General features: G+C 59.4%; 6 protein-coding genes and 2 pseudogenes. 4 read left to right on the plus strand and 4 right to left on the minus strand.

Annotated features, from left to right (window positions below):
* Nucleotide 1: 1 nt before the first annotated feature.
* On the minus strand, nt 2–4,615 hold the full coding sequence (locus DMO26_RS02740; RefSeq protein ID WP_117190466.1) for a MupA/Atu3671 family FMN-dependent luciferase-like monooxygenase: 4,614 nt from the start codon (nt 4,613–4,615) through the stop codon (nt 2–4).
* Between the two features lie 358 nt (nt 4,616–4,973).
* On the opposite strand from DMO26_RS02740, the gene DMO26_RS02745 reads away from it, so the two are divergent.
* From DMO26_RS02745 to DMO26_RS02760, 4 genes are all read left to right on the plus strand, one after another.
* Entirely contained in the window at nt 4,974–11,483 is a 6,510-nt protein-coding gene (locus DMO26_RS02745; protein ID WP_264319340.1) for a type I polyketide synthase, read from the plus strand.
* 43 nt (nt 11,484–11,526) lie between these two features.
* Nucleotides 11,527–12,987: an oligosaccharide flippase family protein gene (locus DMO26_RS02750; RefSeq protein ID WP_117190468.1), complete on the plus strand. Its 1,461-nt coding sequence runs from the start codon at nt 11,527–11,529 to the stop codon at nt 12,985–12,987.
* A gap of 267 nt (nt 12,988–13,254) precedes the next feature.
* Nucleotides 13,255–14,637 carry a glycosyltransferase family 4 protein gene (locus tag DMO26_RS02755; RefSeq protein WP_162894672.1) on the plus strand — a complete coding sequence of 461 codons (1,383 nt, stop codon included), beginning with the start codon at nt 13,255–13,257 and terminating at the stop codon, nt 14,635–14,637.
* Nucleotides 14,638–14,955: 318 nt separating this feature from the next.
* Complete coding sequence (locus DMO26_RS02760; RefSeq protein ID WP_226951173.1) at nt 14,956–15,630, plus strand: response regulator transcription factor; 675 nt, start codon at nt 14,956–14,958, stop codon at nt 15,628–15,630.
* A 75-nt stretch (nt 15,631–15,705) separates the two neighbouring features.
* Here DMO26_RS02760 and DMO26_RS33510 read toward each other — a convergent pair.
* The 3 genes and pseudogenes from DMO26_RS33510 to DMO26_RS35170 form a co-directional block, all read right to left on the minus strand.
* A pseudogene (locus tag DMO26_RS33510) lies at nt 15,706–16,111 on the minus strand (transposase); the annotation flags it as partial.
* A 72-nt stretch (nt 16,112–16,183) separates the two neighbouring features.
* A pseudogene (locus tag DMO26_RS02765) lies at nt 16,184–16,684 on the minus strand (integrase); the annotation flags it as partial.
* Complete coding sequence (locus tag DMO26_RS35170; protein WP_450088441.1) at nt 16,623–16,862, minus strand: hypothetical protein; 240 nt, start codon at nt 16,860–16,862, stop codon at nt 16,623–16,625. The gene DMO26_RS35170 and the pseudogene DMO26_RS02765, both read right to left, overlap by 62 nt.
* Nucleotides 16,863–16,981: the final 119 nt, after the last annotated feature.

Consider the following 16,981-nt stretch of genomic DNA (forward strand, 5'->3'; position numbering starts at 1 on the left):
GTCAGACTTTCGTCTCCACCCGGACAAGCGTTGCACGCCGTTCCAGCGCGCTGCGGCGCATGGCAGCCCGTTCTGCCGCCTGCGTCATGTTGGAATCCGGCTTGCCCTTGTCGGAGATGCGGTCGGCCAGGAGCGCTACGGTCGGGAAGCGGAAGAGGTCAGTAATCGTCAGATCCGGTGCCAGCTTCGCCTTCATCTCCCGATGGACCTGGACGGCCAGAAGCGAGTGCCCGCCGAGCGCAAAGAAGTTGTCGAATATGCCGACCTTTTGCAGACCGAGTGCCCGGCCGAAAACTTCGCTGATCTCCCGTTGAAGATTGCTGGAGGGCTCGATGAACGTGACGGCGGGCGCTTGCGCCTTTTCCACCGGCGCCGGCAGTCGATTGCGGTCCACCTTGGCGTTGGGGGTGAGCGGGAAAGTCTCCATCGTCACGAAATGCGAAGGCATCATCACGTCCGGCAGGGTCTCGGCGATGTGCGCGCGCAGCGCCTGTTCGCAGATCGGCGCTCCGTTGGTCCGCATGTAGGCGACGAGCCTTACATCGCCGGGACTGTCCTTGCGGGCGATGACGACGGCTTCCTGGATGCCGGCAAATGTCCCGATACGAGCCTCGATCTCGCCAAGTTCTATGCGATGACCGCGGATTTTCACCTGATGATCGGTCCGGCCCAGGAAATGCAGGGTTCCATTCCTGTCGAAGCGGGCAAGATCGCCGGTCCGGTAGATGCGGCCGGCAGTGAAGGGGTTGGGGAGGAATCGCTCTTTGGTGAGCTGTTCCCGGTTGAAATATCCGCGGGCGACGCCATCGCCGCCAATGCAGAGTTCGCCGACATCGCCGGGTGGAACGGGTCTCAGCGCAGTATCGAGGACATAGAGTTGCGTATTTGCGATGGGGCGGCCGATCGGGATGACTCCCGTTGAAGGGCCGGCGGTGTAGGTGGACGACCAGATGGTCGTCTCCGTCGGGCCGTACATGTTTTCGACACTCGCATCCGTCACCGTCCGCAGCGCCGCCAGCAGGGACCCTTGCAATGCTTCGCCGCCAAGGAAGAGATGCCGGATATCGCTGAGCGCTGCTCGATCCTCGTCCACCATCATGAACATGCGTGCCATCGAGGGCGTGCATTGCAGATGGGTGACCTTGTGCCTGCGGATCTCGTCTGCAAAGCCTCCGGAGCCTTCGTCATCGACGAGGTGTTTGCTTGCCTGAACGACATCGGCCAGTAGTGGAAGCCCCTCCAGGACGGCATCGGCCGGCAGGCCGAAATCGATGAGGCAGGCAATATCGTCGACGCCGGCAGCCTTGACCTCTTCCAGCCGTTCGAGCGCATCATCCACCGTGCCGAACAGCCCGCTGTCTTCGAAATAGCGCAGGAACGCGAATTCCAGGATCGCGTCCATCTCGTCCGGAGCGAGCGACTGAAGGTCGATATCCATCGGCTGGACGATGCCCTGAGGCTTTTTGAAAGCCGGAAACGCCCAGGCGTATTGTTTGATCAGCGCGGCGGCGCTGCGCAGGTACGTCTTCATGGGATCGCGGGCCAGATCCCGCACCTCCTCGCGGTCCTCGCCGATGAGAGTGTGCAGCATCAGGGTGACCTTGTAGTCTGACGGGTTGCGGCCGGCCTCGGCCAACGTTTCCCGATAAATATGGATCTTCTCACCAAGCTCCTCGATGGATTGCCCGAGCAGATGGGTAAGCACGTTGGCGCCTAGTCTTGCGGCTTCCCGATAGCTTTCCGGGTTGCCCGCGGTGGTCAGCCAGACCGGAAGTTCCTTCTGAACCGGTCGCGGCTGGGTCACCACCGCAATCGTGCCGGCGCCGAAATCGAATTCGACGCTGTCGCCGCGCCAGAGTTTGCGGACCGTCTCGATTTCCCGCACCAGGCTCGCCTTGTTCCTCGGTGGTGCGTTTTCGGGCCGCAATACGAAGTCCTCCGGCATCCAGCCGGAAGCGAAGGCGAGGGCCACGCGACCGTTGCTGAGATTGTCCAGGACCGCCCATTCCTCCGCCACGCGCGCCGGATGATGAAGCGGCAGGACGCAGCTGCCGGCCCGGATCGAGAGGTTCTTGGTCACCGCCGCGACGGCCGCGCCGGTTACCGCGGGGTTCGGATAGGGGCCGCCGAAGGCATGGAAGTGACGCTCCGGCGTCCAAAGCGAGTCGAAGCCGTTCGCATCGGCAAATTTCGCGCCCTCGATGAGGAGCCGGTATTTTTCCGGTCCCGTCCCGTCGTCATTGCCCCAGTAGAAGAGACCAAAATCGAGATTGGTACCGCGACCCGCAAAAGCTTTGCTCTTTGCCTTTGCCTCGATGACCTCCGAGGAATGGATGACGACCTTGAAACCGCGAGCAAGCGTCCAGAAGAGCTCCAGAACCGAGATGTCGAAGGAGAGACTGGTCACCGCCAGCCAGACATTGCGCCCGTCAGTGGAGGAGGGCACCCGCTCGTTCATGCCTGTGAAGAAGTTGACGACGTTGCGGTGCTCGATCATCACCCCTTTGGGTGTGCCAGTGGATCCCGAGGTGTAGATCACATAGGCGAGGTTGTTTGATTCGACATGACTTGCCGGGCGGTCGCAACTCGGTTTCCTCTTGAGGATATCCTCGATACACAGGAAATCCGCTCCCGCAAGTGTCGAGGATTTCGCAAGATTTCGTTCGGTCAGCACCAGTTTCGCGCGGCTGTCCTTGATCATGAATGCGAGCCGATCTGCCGGAAAGTGCGGATCGAGAGGGATATAGGCGCCACCCGCCTTCATGATGGCGAGCGCGCCGACGACCAAGTCCAGCGAACGCGGAAGATATAGGCCGACGGTCACGTCCGGGCCGACGCCTTCGGCAATCAGCGCCTGCGCGATGCGGTTCGCCCGCTGGTCCATTTCCCGGTAGGTCAGCGAATGGCTGTGGAACGCGAGCGCCTCGGCATTCGGCGTCCGGTCTACCTGCTCTTCGATAAGCCGATGAACGCATGCACCGGCATCATACTTTCGCCCGGTCTCGTTCCAGTCGTAGACGACCATCTTCCGATCGGCTGCGGACATCAACGGTAGGGCTTCGATCGCGACCGAACGGTCAAATGCGGAAGCCAGCACGGCGAATGCCGTCGCCATGTTCTCGGCCTGCCGGTCATCGATGCGCGTCCTATCGTAGACGAGGTCGGTCCGGGTTTCGGCGAAAAGGAAAGTCAGGGCGCAGCCTTTGACTGGACCGGGAAAAGACGGATTGCGTGTGTCTGCGATTCCGATCGTCAATTGCTGCATTGGGAGGCCGGGGTGGCGATCGGGAAGGTCGCTGCAATAGCCTTGGCGGGCGTCGAGAGCTTTCAATGTACGCTCCGCCTGCGCGACGACGTCATCGACCGTTGTACATGCGGCCAGATCGGCGTGCAGGGGCAGGGATCCGGCAAGATATCCGGGATGGCGAGCGGATAGATCGATCAGCCGGTCATTCGTGTAGGCGATATCGAATGCAGGCTGGACCGTAAGGCGCATCAGGAACGCGATGACCAGAGCCGCCCGCTCCGGTGCCGAGAATTGTCTGAAAAGTGGCAGACTTATTGTGTGAATATCAGTAGCATGCCCGTCCGGCGCCGTCACATATGGCAGGTCAATATCGACGCTGTTTTCGAGCGCATTGCGAAAGAACGCTTCATGCCTTGCAAGGGCCGCAACCGTTTCGGAAAGGGAAGCCTTATCGACGTCGGCTAGGGTTGGCAGCCGGTCGCCCGGACGCAGGACCGACGAAAGCGCAGACACGCTCAGACCATCTCTGCGGGTGGCTTCGAGCAGGACCGGCATATCGGCGCTGCCGACCGTGACGCCGTGGGCGCCGACCGACATCACCAGTCCAGGTTCACCATTCAGGTCGCCTTCGAGGACGCGCAGGTGCGAGACCGTATACACACCGGTACCAAGGCGGATTTTTGGCGTGGCGAGAGGATTGGAATAACCCGGACCGAAATCCAGACCGCGCACCAGGCGGGAGAGCTCTCCGGCAGGCATGGCGAAGTCGAGCGTTGCCGCAGCAGCGGGTCGTTTGAATCGTTCGTAATAGGTTCGAGCTTCGAGATTCTGCCGGCGAGGCGACAGCGTGCCTAGTTCGATGTCGGCGAGCATCGATGAGAATGTCGCAATTCCAGCTTCGAAGCATTTGGTGTTCAGGGTCAGGGCGGTTTCGTCCGGACTGATGTCGAAGCTCTGCTGGGCATAGATGTCGCCCTCGTCGATGCCTGCGTTGATGGCGTGCCAGGTCACGCCGTGCCGGTTATGGCCTTCGATGATCGCCCAGGCGGGAGTATTCAACCCTGCCATCTGCGGCAGCAATCCGTCGTGAAAATTGGCTGAGCCTACGCGGGCGTGCTGCCAGGCGGCCTGTGGAACCATGTGCAGGTTGGCGATGCTGAAGAGCCAGTCATAATCGTGTTCCATCATGCCGGGCGTATAGTCCTTGTCGGCGTCGAGAATGCGGGTCTCTCCGATCAAAGCCCATTTTTGCACAAACGGGCTCGATGTCGCGATAACCGGGATCCGATGTCCGTGTGCCTTCAGGATTTCGGCGCATTGAACCAGCAACGATCCGCCACCGATTAGAACGCATGTCAATTCGCGCATGAATCTCGTCCCCGCTCGTTGATGTTCCGGCCTCTTCGATAGAACCGGGGGGCGGGGTGATTTTCAACATGCGCAAGATCAGCCATCGGGATGAGTGTGCCTCAGCCTGAATTGTAAGGTCCGGCTATCCTTCCGTCTTAAAGATGATCACCCCGTCCAACGGACGAATTGCGGTTGCGTCTCCACTGGCAGCAGATTGAACCAGGCGAGTTGTACTCGTGAACATTTCAATGGAAAGCGAAACAAGACCCGATGGCTCATTGGGGTGAGCTTCCGGGGCGTGTTTCCGGGGCAAGGGCGGTCATCAATGCTTGAAGGGGCAAACCAAATCTGTGCCGGCGATATCGCTATCGTCGGCATGGCATTGCGCGTCCCCGGTGCGCGCAATGTCACCGAGTTCTGGAAGAACCTGTGCGACGGTGTGGAATCCATTCGCACCTTCTCGACAGACGATCTTCTCGCGGAAGGCGAGGATCCGGAGCGGATTCATCATCCGAATTACGTACCCCGCGGCGCCGATCTGCCCGACATGGAAATGTTCGATGCGGAATTCTTCAGCCTGAATCCCAAAGAAGCAGCAATCATGGATCCACAGCACCGCCATTTCCTGGAATGTGCTTGGGAAGCCATGGAGGATGCCGGCCGGATCTCGTCCCCCCACGCCCGCCGTGGTCCGGTCGGCATCTTTGCAGGCTGTGGAATGGGTGCGTATTTTTACTTCAACGTTTGCAGCAATCGCAATCTCGTCGATCAGGTCGGCATGTTCCTGCTGCGACATACGGGCAATGACAAGGATTTTCTTGCCACGCGCGCCTCGTTCACGTTCGATCTCCAAGGTCCGAGCGTAAATATCCAGACGGCTTGTTCCACCTCGCTCGTCGCCGTCCACTACGCCTGTCAGAGCCTGATCTCCGGCGAATGCGACATGGCGCTTGCCGGCGGGGTGACGATCGAGTTTCCGCACCGGCGCGGATACATGTTCCAGGAGGGGGAAATCCTGTCGCCGGACGGCCACTGCCGTGCCTTCGATCATCGCGCCGCGGGTACGGTGTTCGGCAGCGGGGTCGGCGTAGTGGTGCTTCGCCGCCTGTCGGATGCGTTGCGCGACGGCGACGCAATCCACGCCGTCATCAAGGGAACGGCCGTTAACAACGACGGCAGCAGCAAGGCGGGCTATCTGGCGCCGAGCGTTAGCGGACAGGCGGCGGCGATCCTCGAGGCACAGGGATTGGCAGGCGTCGAAGCCGAGACCATCCAATATGTGGAATGCCACGGGACCGGAACTTTTCTCGGCGATCCGATCGAAATCGAAGCTTTGACCGAGGCTTTTCGTCAAAGCACCGACCGAACGGGATTCTGCCATGTCGGGTCGGTTAAATCGAACATAGGTCATCTGGATACGGCGGCCGGCGTCGTAGGCCTCATCAAGGCGGCTCTGGCCGTAAGCGAAGGCACTATTCCTCCGACGGTCGGCTTCGAGCGGCCCAACCCGGCCATCGACTTCGAACGCAGCCCGTTCCGGGTCAACAATACGCTGATCAAGTGGCCGGACGCGCCAGGCCCGCGCCGGGCTGCGGTCAATTCCCTCGGTGTCGGCGGCACGAATGCACATGCCATCATCGAGCAGGCACCATCTCCCTATACGCTCGAGGCCGAGGGGGAGGGTTCCGAAACGGAAGGCGATTCCGAACCTACACTTTTATTTCTTTCGGCCCGGCAGCGTAGAACGATCGACCAGATGGCGGACCGGCTGGCTGCGGTGATATCCGGTCAACCGAGGCTCTCGCTGAGTGACATCAGCTATACGCTCCAGCATGGCCGCAAACATTTCGACCACCGCATGGTCCTTGCCGTGAGGGGGCGCGAAGATGCCATCGACGCCCTTTCGAATTCCGCCAGCCGCGGGTTTGTCCACCAGCCTGTGCCGAATCCGTCCGGAGCTGTATTCCTGTTCCCCGGTGGCGGTGCCCAACATGTCGGGATGGCAAAACGGCTCTACGAGGAAGAGGATGCCTTTCGCGCCACTGTCGATGAAGGGCTTTCCTATCTGTCGTCGGACGCAGCGGCGGAGATCCGCGCCACCTGGCTGACGGAGTACAATGCCGCCGCGGCAAAGGCATTTCTGCGCCCCTCCCTCCAACTGCCGGCGATCCTGATCACCGAAATCGGGCTCGCGCGGCTCTGGATCGATTGGGGGATCAAGCCAAAGGCGCTGATCGGCCATTCCATGGGTGAGAACGCGGCTGCCTGTCTTGCAGGGGTCATATCCTTCCGGGACGCCGTCAATCTGGTGCATCTGCGCGGTCGGCTGTTCGAGACGATCCGTCCGAGCGGGATGCTGAGCGTGCCGCTTTCACGCGATGCCGTTTCGGAACTTCTCCCCGCGTCGCTGGATGTCGCGTCGGTCAATGCGCCATCGCTCTGCGTCGTCTCGGGCTTGAACGAAGATCTTGAGGATTTCCAGCGGTCGCTTTCCGAACAAGGCGTGGATGCAACGCGTATCCCCATCGATATCGCGGCCCATTCGCGGCTTGTCGATCCGATCCTTGACGCATTCGAGACTTTTCTTCGCAGTATTTCTCTTCGCGCTCCGGCAGTTCCGATCCTATCGAATCGTACGGGATTGCCTTTGAACGCCGAAGAGGCGACCGATCCGATGTATTGGGTCGGTCACCTTCGTTCGACCGTCCATTTCTCGGACGGGATAGCCGCTCTCGCCGCAGATCCTGGGCTGGTTTATATTGAAATCGGTCCAGGCCGGGTGCTTTCGTCTTTGACCAAGGCGCAAGGCTCGATCCCTGCAAACCGGGTGATCAACAGCCTGCCCCATCCGGACGAGGCCGGCGACGACCGGCTCCATTTCCTTTCTGCCATCGGCCGCGCTTGGGCCGTGGGCCTCGATGTCAATATCGACCGGCTTTGGGAGGGATGTGTTCCCAGGCGCGTCCGGTTACCGACCTATCCGTTCCAGCATCGGCGCTTCTTCATCGAACGTTCAGCCAACGACCGGCGTTCCGGCTCGGATCCCGTTTTGGCAAAGGAAGCGGACATCGAACGATGGGGCTATCGCCCCACTTGGAAGCAGACGCTTGTCGACTATGAGCCGGGTAGGGAGAAGGAGCCGCGATCCTGGCTTTTCTTCATGGACTCTGCAGGGATTGCTTCAAGCCTCGTCGATCGGCTTAGAGCCTCAGGCCATCGGGTGGTGACGATATCGCTGGGCGATGCTTTCATTCGCCGCAGCGCTACAGATTACACGCTGTGCCCGGAATTCGGCCGTGCGGGATATGATGCCCTGATCGCCGGCCTTTCGAGCGATGGCAAGCTGCCATCGCATGTCGTGCATATGTGGCTGTTGACACAGGAAGAAATCTTCCGGCCCGGCTCGAATTTCTTCCACCGCAATCAGGAATGCGGTTTCGACAGTATTCTCTATCTTGCGCAGGCGTGGGCAGATGCGGGCGGTCCGCAGGACATACACTTCACGATTGTGACGAACGGCATGCAGCAGGTGGCGGAAGAGCCTCTGCCCTATCCGGAAAAAGCGACGGTCTTAGGCCCCGCTCTGGTGCTGCCGAAGGAGATCGCGGGCGCCACGATCAAGGTGGTCGATATCGATCTGCCCGTGGCGGCTCGCGCACTCCGCAACGGATCTCTTCTTGCTCGACTGACGGGAAGGGCGACGGAACAGGAAAATCCTGATGCGGCTGCACTCATCGAACAACTCTGGGAAGATATCCATGCAAAGCCCGCATGCGAAGTCGTCTCGCTTCGAAAGGGGCGGCGATGGACGCAGGTCCATCAGCGGCTGCCGTTGAAGGATGTGCCCGGGAAGGAAGCCAAGCTTCGTGAAAGGGACGTTTATTTCTTCTCCGGCGGATTGAGCGAGATTGCGCTTGCTCTTGCCGGCGAACTCGTTCGCCGGTTTCAAGCCCGGATCGTCCTGGTTGGCCGGACAATATTGCCGCGGCGCGAACATTGGGATCTCTATGACCGAACCCACCGGCATGATAGCGTTCGGCGGGCGATCTCCGCGATCCGCAAGCTCGAAGAGAGTGGGGCGGACGTGCTCTATCTCAACGCCGATGTCGCCAATCCCGAGCAGATGGCTCGCGCCGTCGAGACATCGCTTTCCCGCTTCGGTGAAATCAACGGCGTGTTCCATGCCGCCGGCTTTGTTGACGATGGCCTGATCCAGACAAAGACGCGCGAAGGTATGGATCGGGTGTTGACGCCGAAAGTGCTCGGTACGTCCGTTCTGGACGCTGCGTTTGAAAGTGTCCCTCTCGATTTCGTCGTCATGTTCTCGTCCACGAGTACCGACGTCGTCCGGGCGGGACAGGTCGACTATGTAGCGGCCAACGCCTACCTCAATGCCTTTGCGCAGAGCCGATCGCACCGCACCGACCGTGCGACGATTGCATTGCACTGGGGTGTCTGGAGCGAGATCGGTCTTGCTGCACGGGCGCTCGGCTATCCGAAAGCGCAGGACGGCGTTCGCCCCGTTTCAGGGCCTGCAGCCGGCCCGTTCTTCCAGCGCTGGATGGAGGATGAAACGGGCACACCCTGGCTCGAAGGGTTGGCGAGCCCGGAAACGCAATGGATGCTGAGTGAGCACCGGCTGGTTTCCGGCCAGGCGGTGATGCCCGGTACGGGTTATATGGAAGTGCTCGCTCAGGCGGTTCGCGAATATGGCCTCTCCTTTGAGGCCGAGGTTACCGACCTCGTCTTCCTGAAACCCCTCGTGTTCGGAGACGGCGAGACGAGAGCTCTACGCCTACGGCTGGAGCCGTTGGAAGGGCAATATCGCGTTGTCATTCTGGCCGGACCTCCGGATGGCCAGGTCGAATCCTTCGCAAAGCATGTGGAAGCTATTTTGAAACCGCTGAAGGCGAGGCCCGCTCAGCTCATCGATATCGCCAGCCTGGGCTCTTCGTGTCGTCAAAAGCGTGTCGCGGAAGGTGACGCGACACTTTCCTCAGTGCAGGAAAGACATATCCGTTTTGGTCCTCGCTGGGCTGTATTGCGATCAATCGCGATGGGAGAGGATATGGCCGTCGCAGATCTGCGGCTCGACTCTTCTTTCGCCGGCGATCTGGCAAAGGGCGTGCTGCTGCATCCTGCCCTGCTCGACATCGCGACGGGTTTCGCCTTGGAACTCGCGCGTGACTATGAACCGGAAACCTCCCTGTGGGCGCCTGCCGCCTATGGTCGGATAGTCCTCTACAAGCCGCTTCCGCCCGAGATCGTCAGCATCGTACATATCGCAGACAGCGGTGATTTGGGTGAAGGTTATGCCGCCTTCGATGTGACGATCGCCGACCGGCGGGGCGATGTTGTCTTCGAAGCCGAGCGGTTCGTCATGCGCAGGCTGGAAAGCGATGTCGCTCTAGCCAGCCTCGCCGTTTCGGATCCCCACGCGACGGCTCCGCGGAAACACGCATCTCCGTCTCCGTCTCCGTCTCTGGCGAGGCTCGCAGCGCAGCTGCGCAACGGTATCCTGCCGGCCGAAGGTTTCGAGGCATTGCTGCGGGCGATCGCCACATCCGAACCTCAACCGATCATCAGTTCGATCGATCTCGAGCTGTTGCGGAACTGGGTCGCCGCCACTGCCGAAGTGGCCGCACCTGCGGGCGACAATTTCGAGCGGCCGGATCTCGAAAACGAATTCATCGCGCCGAGGAACGCCATCGAGGAAACACTTGCCGGTTATTGGCGGGAACTGCTCGGCATCGCCAAAGTGGGTGTTCACGATAGCTTCTTCGATATCGGAGGCCACTCCCTGATCGCTGTCCGCCTCTTCCGCATGATCAAGAAGCAATATGGGTTGGATCTGCCGATATCGATGCTGTTCGAAGCTCCGACGATTGCTCAATGTGCCGAAAAGATCGCTGCCGAGCTGCCGGCGGCGGAAGGGTCAGACGGACCCGGCGTGGCGACGACTGGGTCTGTCGCGGCAAAACCGCTTCATCTCGTCCTGATGAACCCGGGCAAGGACACCAAGGCAACGCCGCTCTTCATCTGTGCGGGCATGTTCGGCAACATCTTGAATCTCCGCCATCTGGCGATGTCCATGGGTGCCGACAGGCCCGTCTACGGGCTGCAGGCGCGCGGACTCTTTGGCGACCGCGAACCCCATCTGTCATTCGAGGATATGGCGGCCGACTACATTGCCGAAATGCGCATGGTGCAGCCTCACGGGCCCTATCTGCTCGGCGGCTATTCGGGCGGCGGCATAACGGCTTACGAGATAGCCCGGCAGTTGAAGGAAACCGGAGAGGAGGTTTCCCATGTGGTGATGCTGGATACGCCGCTGCCGCGTCAGCCGCAATTGGCCTTCCGCGACCGCCTGCTCATAAAGCTGCAGGATATTCGCCGCCACAAGGCAAGTTACTTCGCCAAATATTTTCGGGATCGCAAACGTCATGAAGCCAGCAACCGGGCAAGGCAGGAGGCCGGGCACGAAAGCGGCACGACGGACCAGTTCAACAACGAAAAGATCGAATTCGCCTTCAGGCACGCTGCCCGTGAATATCAGGTGAAGCCCTATGCGGGACCGGTCACGCTGTTCAGGCCCAAGCCTGCGGCCTTCTATCGCCTGAGCGGAGGGCGCAGCCTCAAGGAGAACCGCGACATCCTGCTGGCCGACAATGGCTGGCGCGAGCACGTTGCGCAACTCAACATCTCCGAAGTGCCAGGGGATCACGACAGCATGGTGCTCGATCCTTATGTCCGCGTGCTTGCCGAACGCATGCGGATGGTCGTTGCCGAGGCGTCCGGGGAGCAGAAGCACAGCGAACCCTCAGGTGCGACAGAGCTGCTTCTAAGAGAGAGCCTTGCATCGCGCGCAAGTTTTGAAGTCGCGTGATGCCGCCGCTGAATCCGGCGGTGACGGACCGAGGGCATATCCAATGACCGAATCGGCGGTCTCTCCTGATTGGGATGACGTATCCCGTGGCGGCGGTGACGATCAGCTTTCCGGCGATCCGCAGGCACAGGAGCAACCGCCGAAGGCTGGCTTTCGCAGCCTGATCGTGCGGGCTGCGGGATGGTCGATGATCGGCTATGTGGCTTTGCAGATATTGCGCATCGCCAGCAGCCTGATCCTGACGCGTCTATTGATGCCGGAAATGTTTGGCATCATGGCGGTCGCCACGACCGTGCAGGTGTCGATCGCGATGTTGTCCGACCTTGGCCTCAGGCCGGCAGCCATTCAAAGCGAGATGGGAGACGACAAGTCCTATCTGGATACGGCCTGGTCCCTCCAGATCCTGCACGGATGCCTGATCTGGTTCGCATGCGTGCTGGTTGCAGTCGCGATCGGCCGTGCCGCTCAATTCGGGCTGTTTCCCGCCGGGTCTGTCTATGCCGTTCCGGAACTTCCTGCCGTCATCATGGGAACATCCTTCTGCACCGTCATCATGGGTCTGCAATCGACGAAGTTCATCACGGCTTTCCGCCATCTCGATCTCGGGCGCCTGACGGTCATCGAGATCGCGGCGCAGGCGATCAGTCTCACGGTTGCCGTAATACTGGCCTGGTCCACGGGCTCCATCTGGTCCTTCGTACTCTCGACGCTCGTCTCTTCGCTGACCACCACCATTCTCAGCCACCTATGGCTCCGCGGAGAGCATAACAGCCTGAATTGGAACAGAGAAGCCGTGATGGATCTAGTTCGCTTCGGCCGCTGGATCATGCTGTCCTCGATCCTCACGGTGATCGCGGCAAACGGTGACCGCTTTTTCCTCGCAGGTTGGGCAAGCCCCGTCACGCTCGGCCTTTATATTCTCGCCTTCAACCTCGTTGCCATGCTGGAGGGCGCCGGCGGACGGCTGTTTTCAAGCGTCGCGATGCCGGCGCTCAGCAAGATAGCGCGCGAGCAACCCGATCGGCTGCGCCCGATGTTCCAGAAAATTCGCTTGCCTTTCGATCTCGTATTCATAGGCAGCGCCGGCGCGGTCTTTTCGGGCGGTCGGATGCTGACCGAACTCCTCTACGACGATCGTTATCTGGATGCAGGCCCGATCATCCAGATATTGTCCTTCAGCCTGCTGGTCTCACGGTTCGGAACACTATCCGCCATCTATCTTGCGGTGAATGAACCACGGAACCAGACCATCTTGAATTTGATCCGGGCATTCTCGGTCTTTATCTGTCTGCCGTTCGCCTATTTTGCCTTCGGATTCTACGGCGCAGTTTGGGCAATAGCGCTCTGCAGCGTGCCGACCATACCTGCAATGCTTTATTTCAATCAGCGTCACAGGCTCAACAATTTTCGATATGAGGCAGCCGTTCTGCTTGTCTGGCCCGTCGGTTACATCATTGGAAGTATTTCTGTCCATCTATATGCAGTGCTTAAAGGTTTTTTTTAAGCGTACAATCAAATTATACATCGAAAGGTGTATCCCTGCGTCCTTTTTCAGATTTGCCGTCCATCGTGTCTCCCGTGTAACCTCTCTTTATATATACATGCGGCGGCGGTTCATCATCTCGGGGTAGCCGTCGTCAAGATTATCCGGGGGCTAGGTCGTGCTTTACGCAAGCCCTTTCCGCAAAGCACCATCATACGGAAGGCGCCGGTCCAAATATGCCGCGCCTGTCACAAAGGGTTATTGTCGATGAATATGGATGGTCAGCACATGGAGTACGTGCTGCAGGCAGAATTAACCGCGCCTCGCGATGTCCAAGGTGACCGGTCCATCTTCGCAGGAGCCTCCGTGGCCGACGTGTCGGGTCTGGATCGTCGAAAGCTCAGGCCCTTGCTGATCGTCGAGGCGGCCAACCCGGAGTGGACGAGCGTGCCGCTTGTCGGCTGGAATCTCGCACGTGCCATCATGCGGAAAACCGACGCCCTTCTCGTCACCCAGATTCGAAACCGCGATGCCTTCCTGAGGGCCGGTCTGGTCCCGAATCGCGATTTCGTGGTGATCGACAATGAGCGGACCGCCCGAGCCCTCTACAGGTTCGGCGAAGTCATGCGCGGCGGCGGCAACAAGGGCTGGACAGTTGTCACAGCCCTGTCCTCGTTTTCGTACTACAGCTTCGAGCGTGAAGTCTGGAGGCTGCTGGGTGATCAATTGGTCGCCGGCGAATTCGACTTGGTCCATAGGATCACGCCGCTCAGTCCGACGAGCCAGAGCCCGATCGCGAACAGGTTGAAGCGGTACCGCATTCCCTTCGTATTGGGACCGTTGAATGGTGGTCTGCCCTGGCCGAAGGGTTTTTACGACGTGAGAGGCAAGGAGCGCGAATGGCTGTCGATAGTCCGCAAGCTTCATTTCCTCATGCCTTTTTATCATTCGACCAGAGCGAATGCCGCGGCCATTATCGCGGGGTCTCACCATACTTGGAGCGAGCTTCCGAAAGGCTGCGAGGAGCGGACCTTCATTATCCCGGAAAACGCCGCCGATCTCGACCGATTTCCATTTCGTCAACGGGAACTCACTGGCAATAGGCTGGGGCTCGTATTCATCGGCAGGTTGGTTCCCTACAAAGGCGCGGATGTTCTGATCGAAGCGGTGGCGCGATATCAAGGGCCTCTGGAGATCGAGATCCTGATCATTGGCGAGGGTCCGCAACGCCAGGAACTAGAGGATGCGGTCCGGCTGAAAGATCTGCAGGATAAGGTTCGCTTTGCCGGCTGGGTAGAGCAAAAGGACCTTGCGGCCGTGCTATCGAACTATCAGGTGCTGGCATCGCCAAGCATTCGGGAATTTGGCGGCGGCGTCGTGGTGGAGGCGATGTCCATGGGCCTGGTCCCGATCGTCGCAAATTACGGCGGTCCTGCCGAACTGATTGACGAGCAATCCGGGATATCAGTCGATTTCAGAAGCCGAGAAACGTTGATCGCCGGTTTTTCCCAGGCGTTTAAGGATCTGGAAATTCACCCGAAACGGGTCTCCTCTCTTAGTATGGGCGCTGCTGCGCGTGTTCAAGAAAGATACACTTGGGATGTCAAAGCTGACCAGATTGTTCAAATTTATAATTGGGTCCTTACACGGGGAACTAAACCCCGATTTTGACGTGAGCGTCAGTCAACTTGGAAATATAATACATTGTGGTATCTTAGCGGGACGTTCTGACGAAATTTTTACTATTTTTTCATATATGATGATAGACGAAAGTACGTATCGGGCGTATCATTGAGACAATAAATGATAAAAATGACAAGTGCAGGCTGTTGACGCTCTGAGTTACGATCCTGAGGGGCGTATCGCTTTGACCTCAGGTTAGGGGGTACGATGAGTTTGACGATTAACGGCAACAGCCGGTCGCCTGCAGCTGTGGATTCTTTTCGCCCTGTAAATGAATTTCCCAAAATTCCCGATAGAGATGTTGGGATGGAGACTAAACCAAGTTACGGTGGTTCTCTCGTAATACTCGATTCAAGAGCACTGGATCGCGAATGCCTGGCCAAGGCTCTTATCGATCGTGGTCTGAACATGGATGTGTGCGCGGTCGGCTCCATTGAGGAGTGGAAGCACGAAAAAGACCTCTACCCGCCTGTCCAGGCCGTCCTCTTCAACATCGGTAGTCGGAAAACAGATGATTCGACCTTGGCGAGCGAGATCTCCAAGGTGATGGCGGAGTTCAGATCGCCACCCATCATTGTGCTTTCCGACTCCGATGATCTGGCCCAGGTCGTGAAGATGCTGGAATATGGAGCACGGGGCTTCATTCCTTCCTGTGTCGGGATTGCTGTCTGCGTCGAAGCGATCGGACTGGCGGTTGCCGGGGGCGTCTTCGTCCCGGCAAGCAGTGTGCTCTCCGTAAGGCACCTGATGAGCACGCCGACGGCTTCGGAGCCGCGGCTTCTCTCCGGCATGTTCACGCTGCGCCAGGAAGCGGTGGTTGAAGCTCTTCGCAAGGGTAAGGCGAACAAGATCATCGCCTACGAACTGAATCTGCGAGAAAGCACCGTCAAGGTTCATATCCGGAATATCATGAAGAAGTTGAAAGCGACCAACCGGACGGAGGTCGCTTACAAGCTGAATGATATGTTCCCCATAAACTAGATCGTTGGAAAGAGCGATGGAGTGGCACGCCTGTTCGAGGGCGCGGACGGGTTGTATGTCAGGTACCAGACCATCCCGGATGGATACATCGCTCGGCCGAACGCTGCAATGTCGCACGCTCCACCTATCCACCGCCAGGATTGCACACGCCCGGCGCTGTGCTCACGTCATGCTCTTTGCAGACATGGGCCACCGCATCCCGCTTTGCGCCGGGCGTTACCATTTTTGATGCCACATCCTTCAGAAGGGCGTCCTCCAGCATCGCCTCGGCGAGCAGCTTCTTCAGCTTGGCGTTCTCATCTTCCAAGGCCTTCAGCTTCCTGACGTCGGAGACATCGATGCCGCCATACTTTGCCTTGTATTTATAAAAGGTCGCCTCGGATACTCCGTGCTTGCGGCAGACATCGGCCGTCCTCTGGCCACTCTCCTGCTCCTTCAGCATTCTGATGATTTGCTCGTCCGTAAACCGTGCACGCTTCATTCCGTCCGTCAACTTGATACCACGGACTCTACCAAAATCTGGAGGAGCTTTGGGGTCTCAGGTCAGAGGCGGGATGGCGGATTTGAGGGCAGGGGAGGTGAAGGCGCCGTCAAACCCGCGCCATTTGGTCAGGGTCGACCAGTTCGCCGGCCGCCGGCGCACGGTATCCGGTGCGTGCGGACCGGTGGATCTCAGAAAGCCCTGGCGCCGCAGGTTGTCGTCGACCTCAACCGGCATGCCGTGATCGGGATCGGCGGCGCGCTTGTCCGGATCCCAACGATGATGGGCGACAAATTTCAGCAGCAGCGCCTCCGGTGCCGGCCAGGGGAGAGCGGTTCCGGTTGCCACCATCCCCCAGGTATCGAGATAGGCGAGATCGGAGGTCAGTGCCCACAGCGTATTGGCGCCCATGCCCTGGTTGAGAAGATGGCGCAGCGTCTCGACGTTGCGATCGGTCAACAGTTCGGCGAGTTCGTCACGGCGCTCGAGAGGCAACACGGATGCGATAGTGTCAAGCTCGACGGCACGGCGCTCGACGCCGGACAGAGACGGTCTGATGTCGACGGCCCACAAATCCGCCGCCCTGGCCTGCGGGCGCCAGCGGGCGATGATCTGTCCCGATCTCGCTGTGATAGTCGGTGGGGTAGACGACATCCCTCTCGCGGACGAGGAATGTGAAAATCGTTGCTATGTCCTCGCCGACATGAGGATCGACACTGGTGAGTTCGGTCAGATCGAAGCCGCCATACACTTCGGCGTTCCATTAGGAGGGAATGAAGTTCGCGACTAGCCTGCTCTGGCCCGTATCGGAATGGGCGATGTTGGGCGGCTTTTTGAGCGCGGACCTGACGCGGTCTTCCATAAATTTCC

Source organism: Rhizobium terrae (assembly GCF_003425685.1).
Classification (GTDB): domain Bacteria; phylum Pseudomonadota; class Alphaproteobacteria; order Rhizobiales; family Rhizobiaceae; genus Neorhizobium; species Neorhizobium terrae.

Coding starts and splice junctions, on each gene's coding strand:
- DMO26_RS02755 (WP_162894672.1), top strand. CDS start 13,255: ATGGAGTACGTGCTGCAGGCAGAATTAACCGCGCCTCGCGATGTCCAA.
- DMO26_RS02740 (WP_117190466.1), bottom strand. CDS start 4,615: ATGCGCGAATTGACATGCGTTCTAATCGGTGGCGGATCGTTGCTGGTT.
- DMO26_RS02750 (WP_117190468.1), top strand. CDS start 11,527: ATGACCGAATCGGCGGTCTCTCCTGATTGGGATGACGTATCCCGTGGC.
- DMO26_RS02760 (WP_226951173.1), top strand. CDS start 14,956: ATGGAGACTAAACCAAGTTACGGTGGTTCTCTCGTAATACTCGATTCA.
- DMO26_RS02745 (WP_264319340.1), top strand. CDS start 4,974: ATGGCATTGCGCGTCCCCGGTGCGCGCAATGTCACCGAGTTCTGGAAG.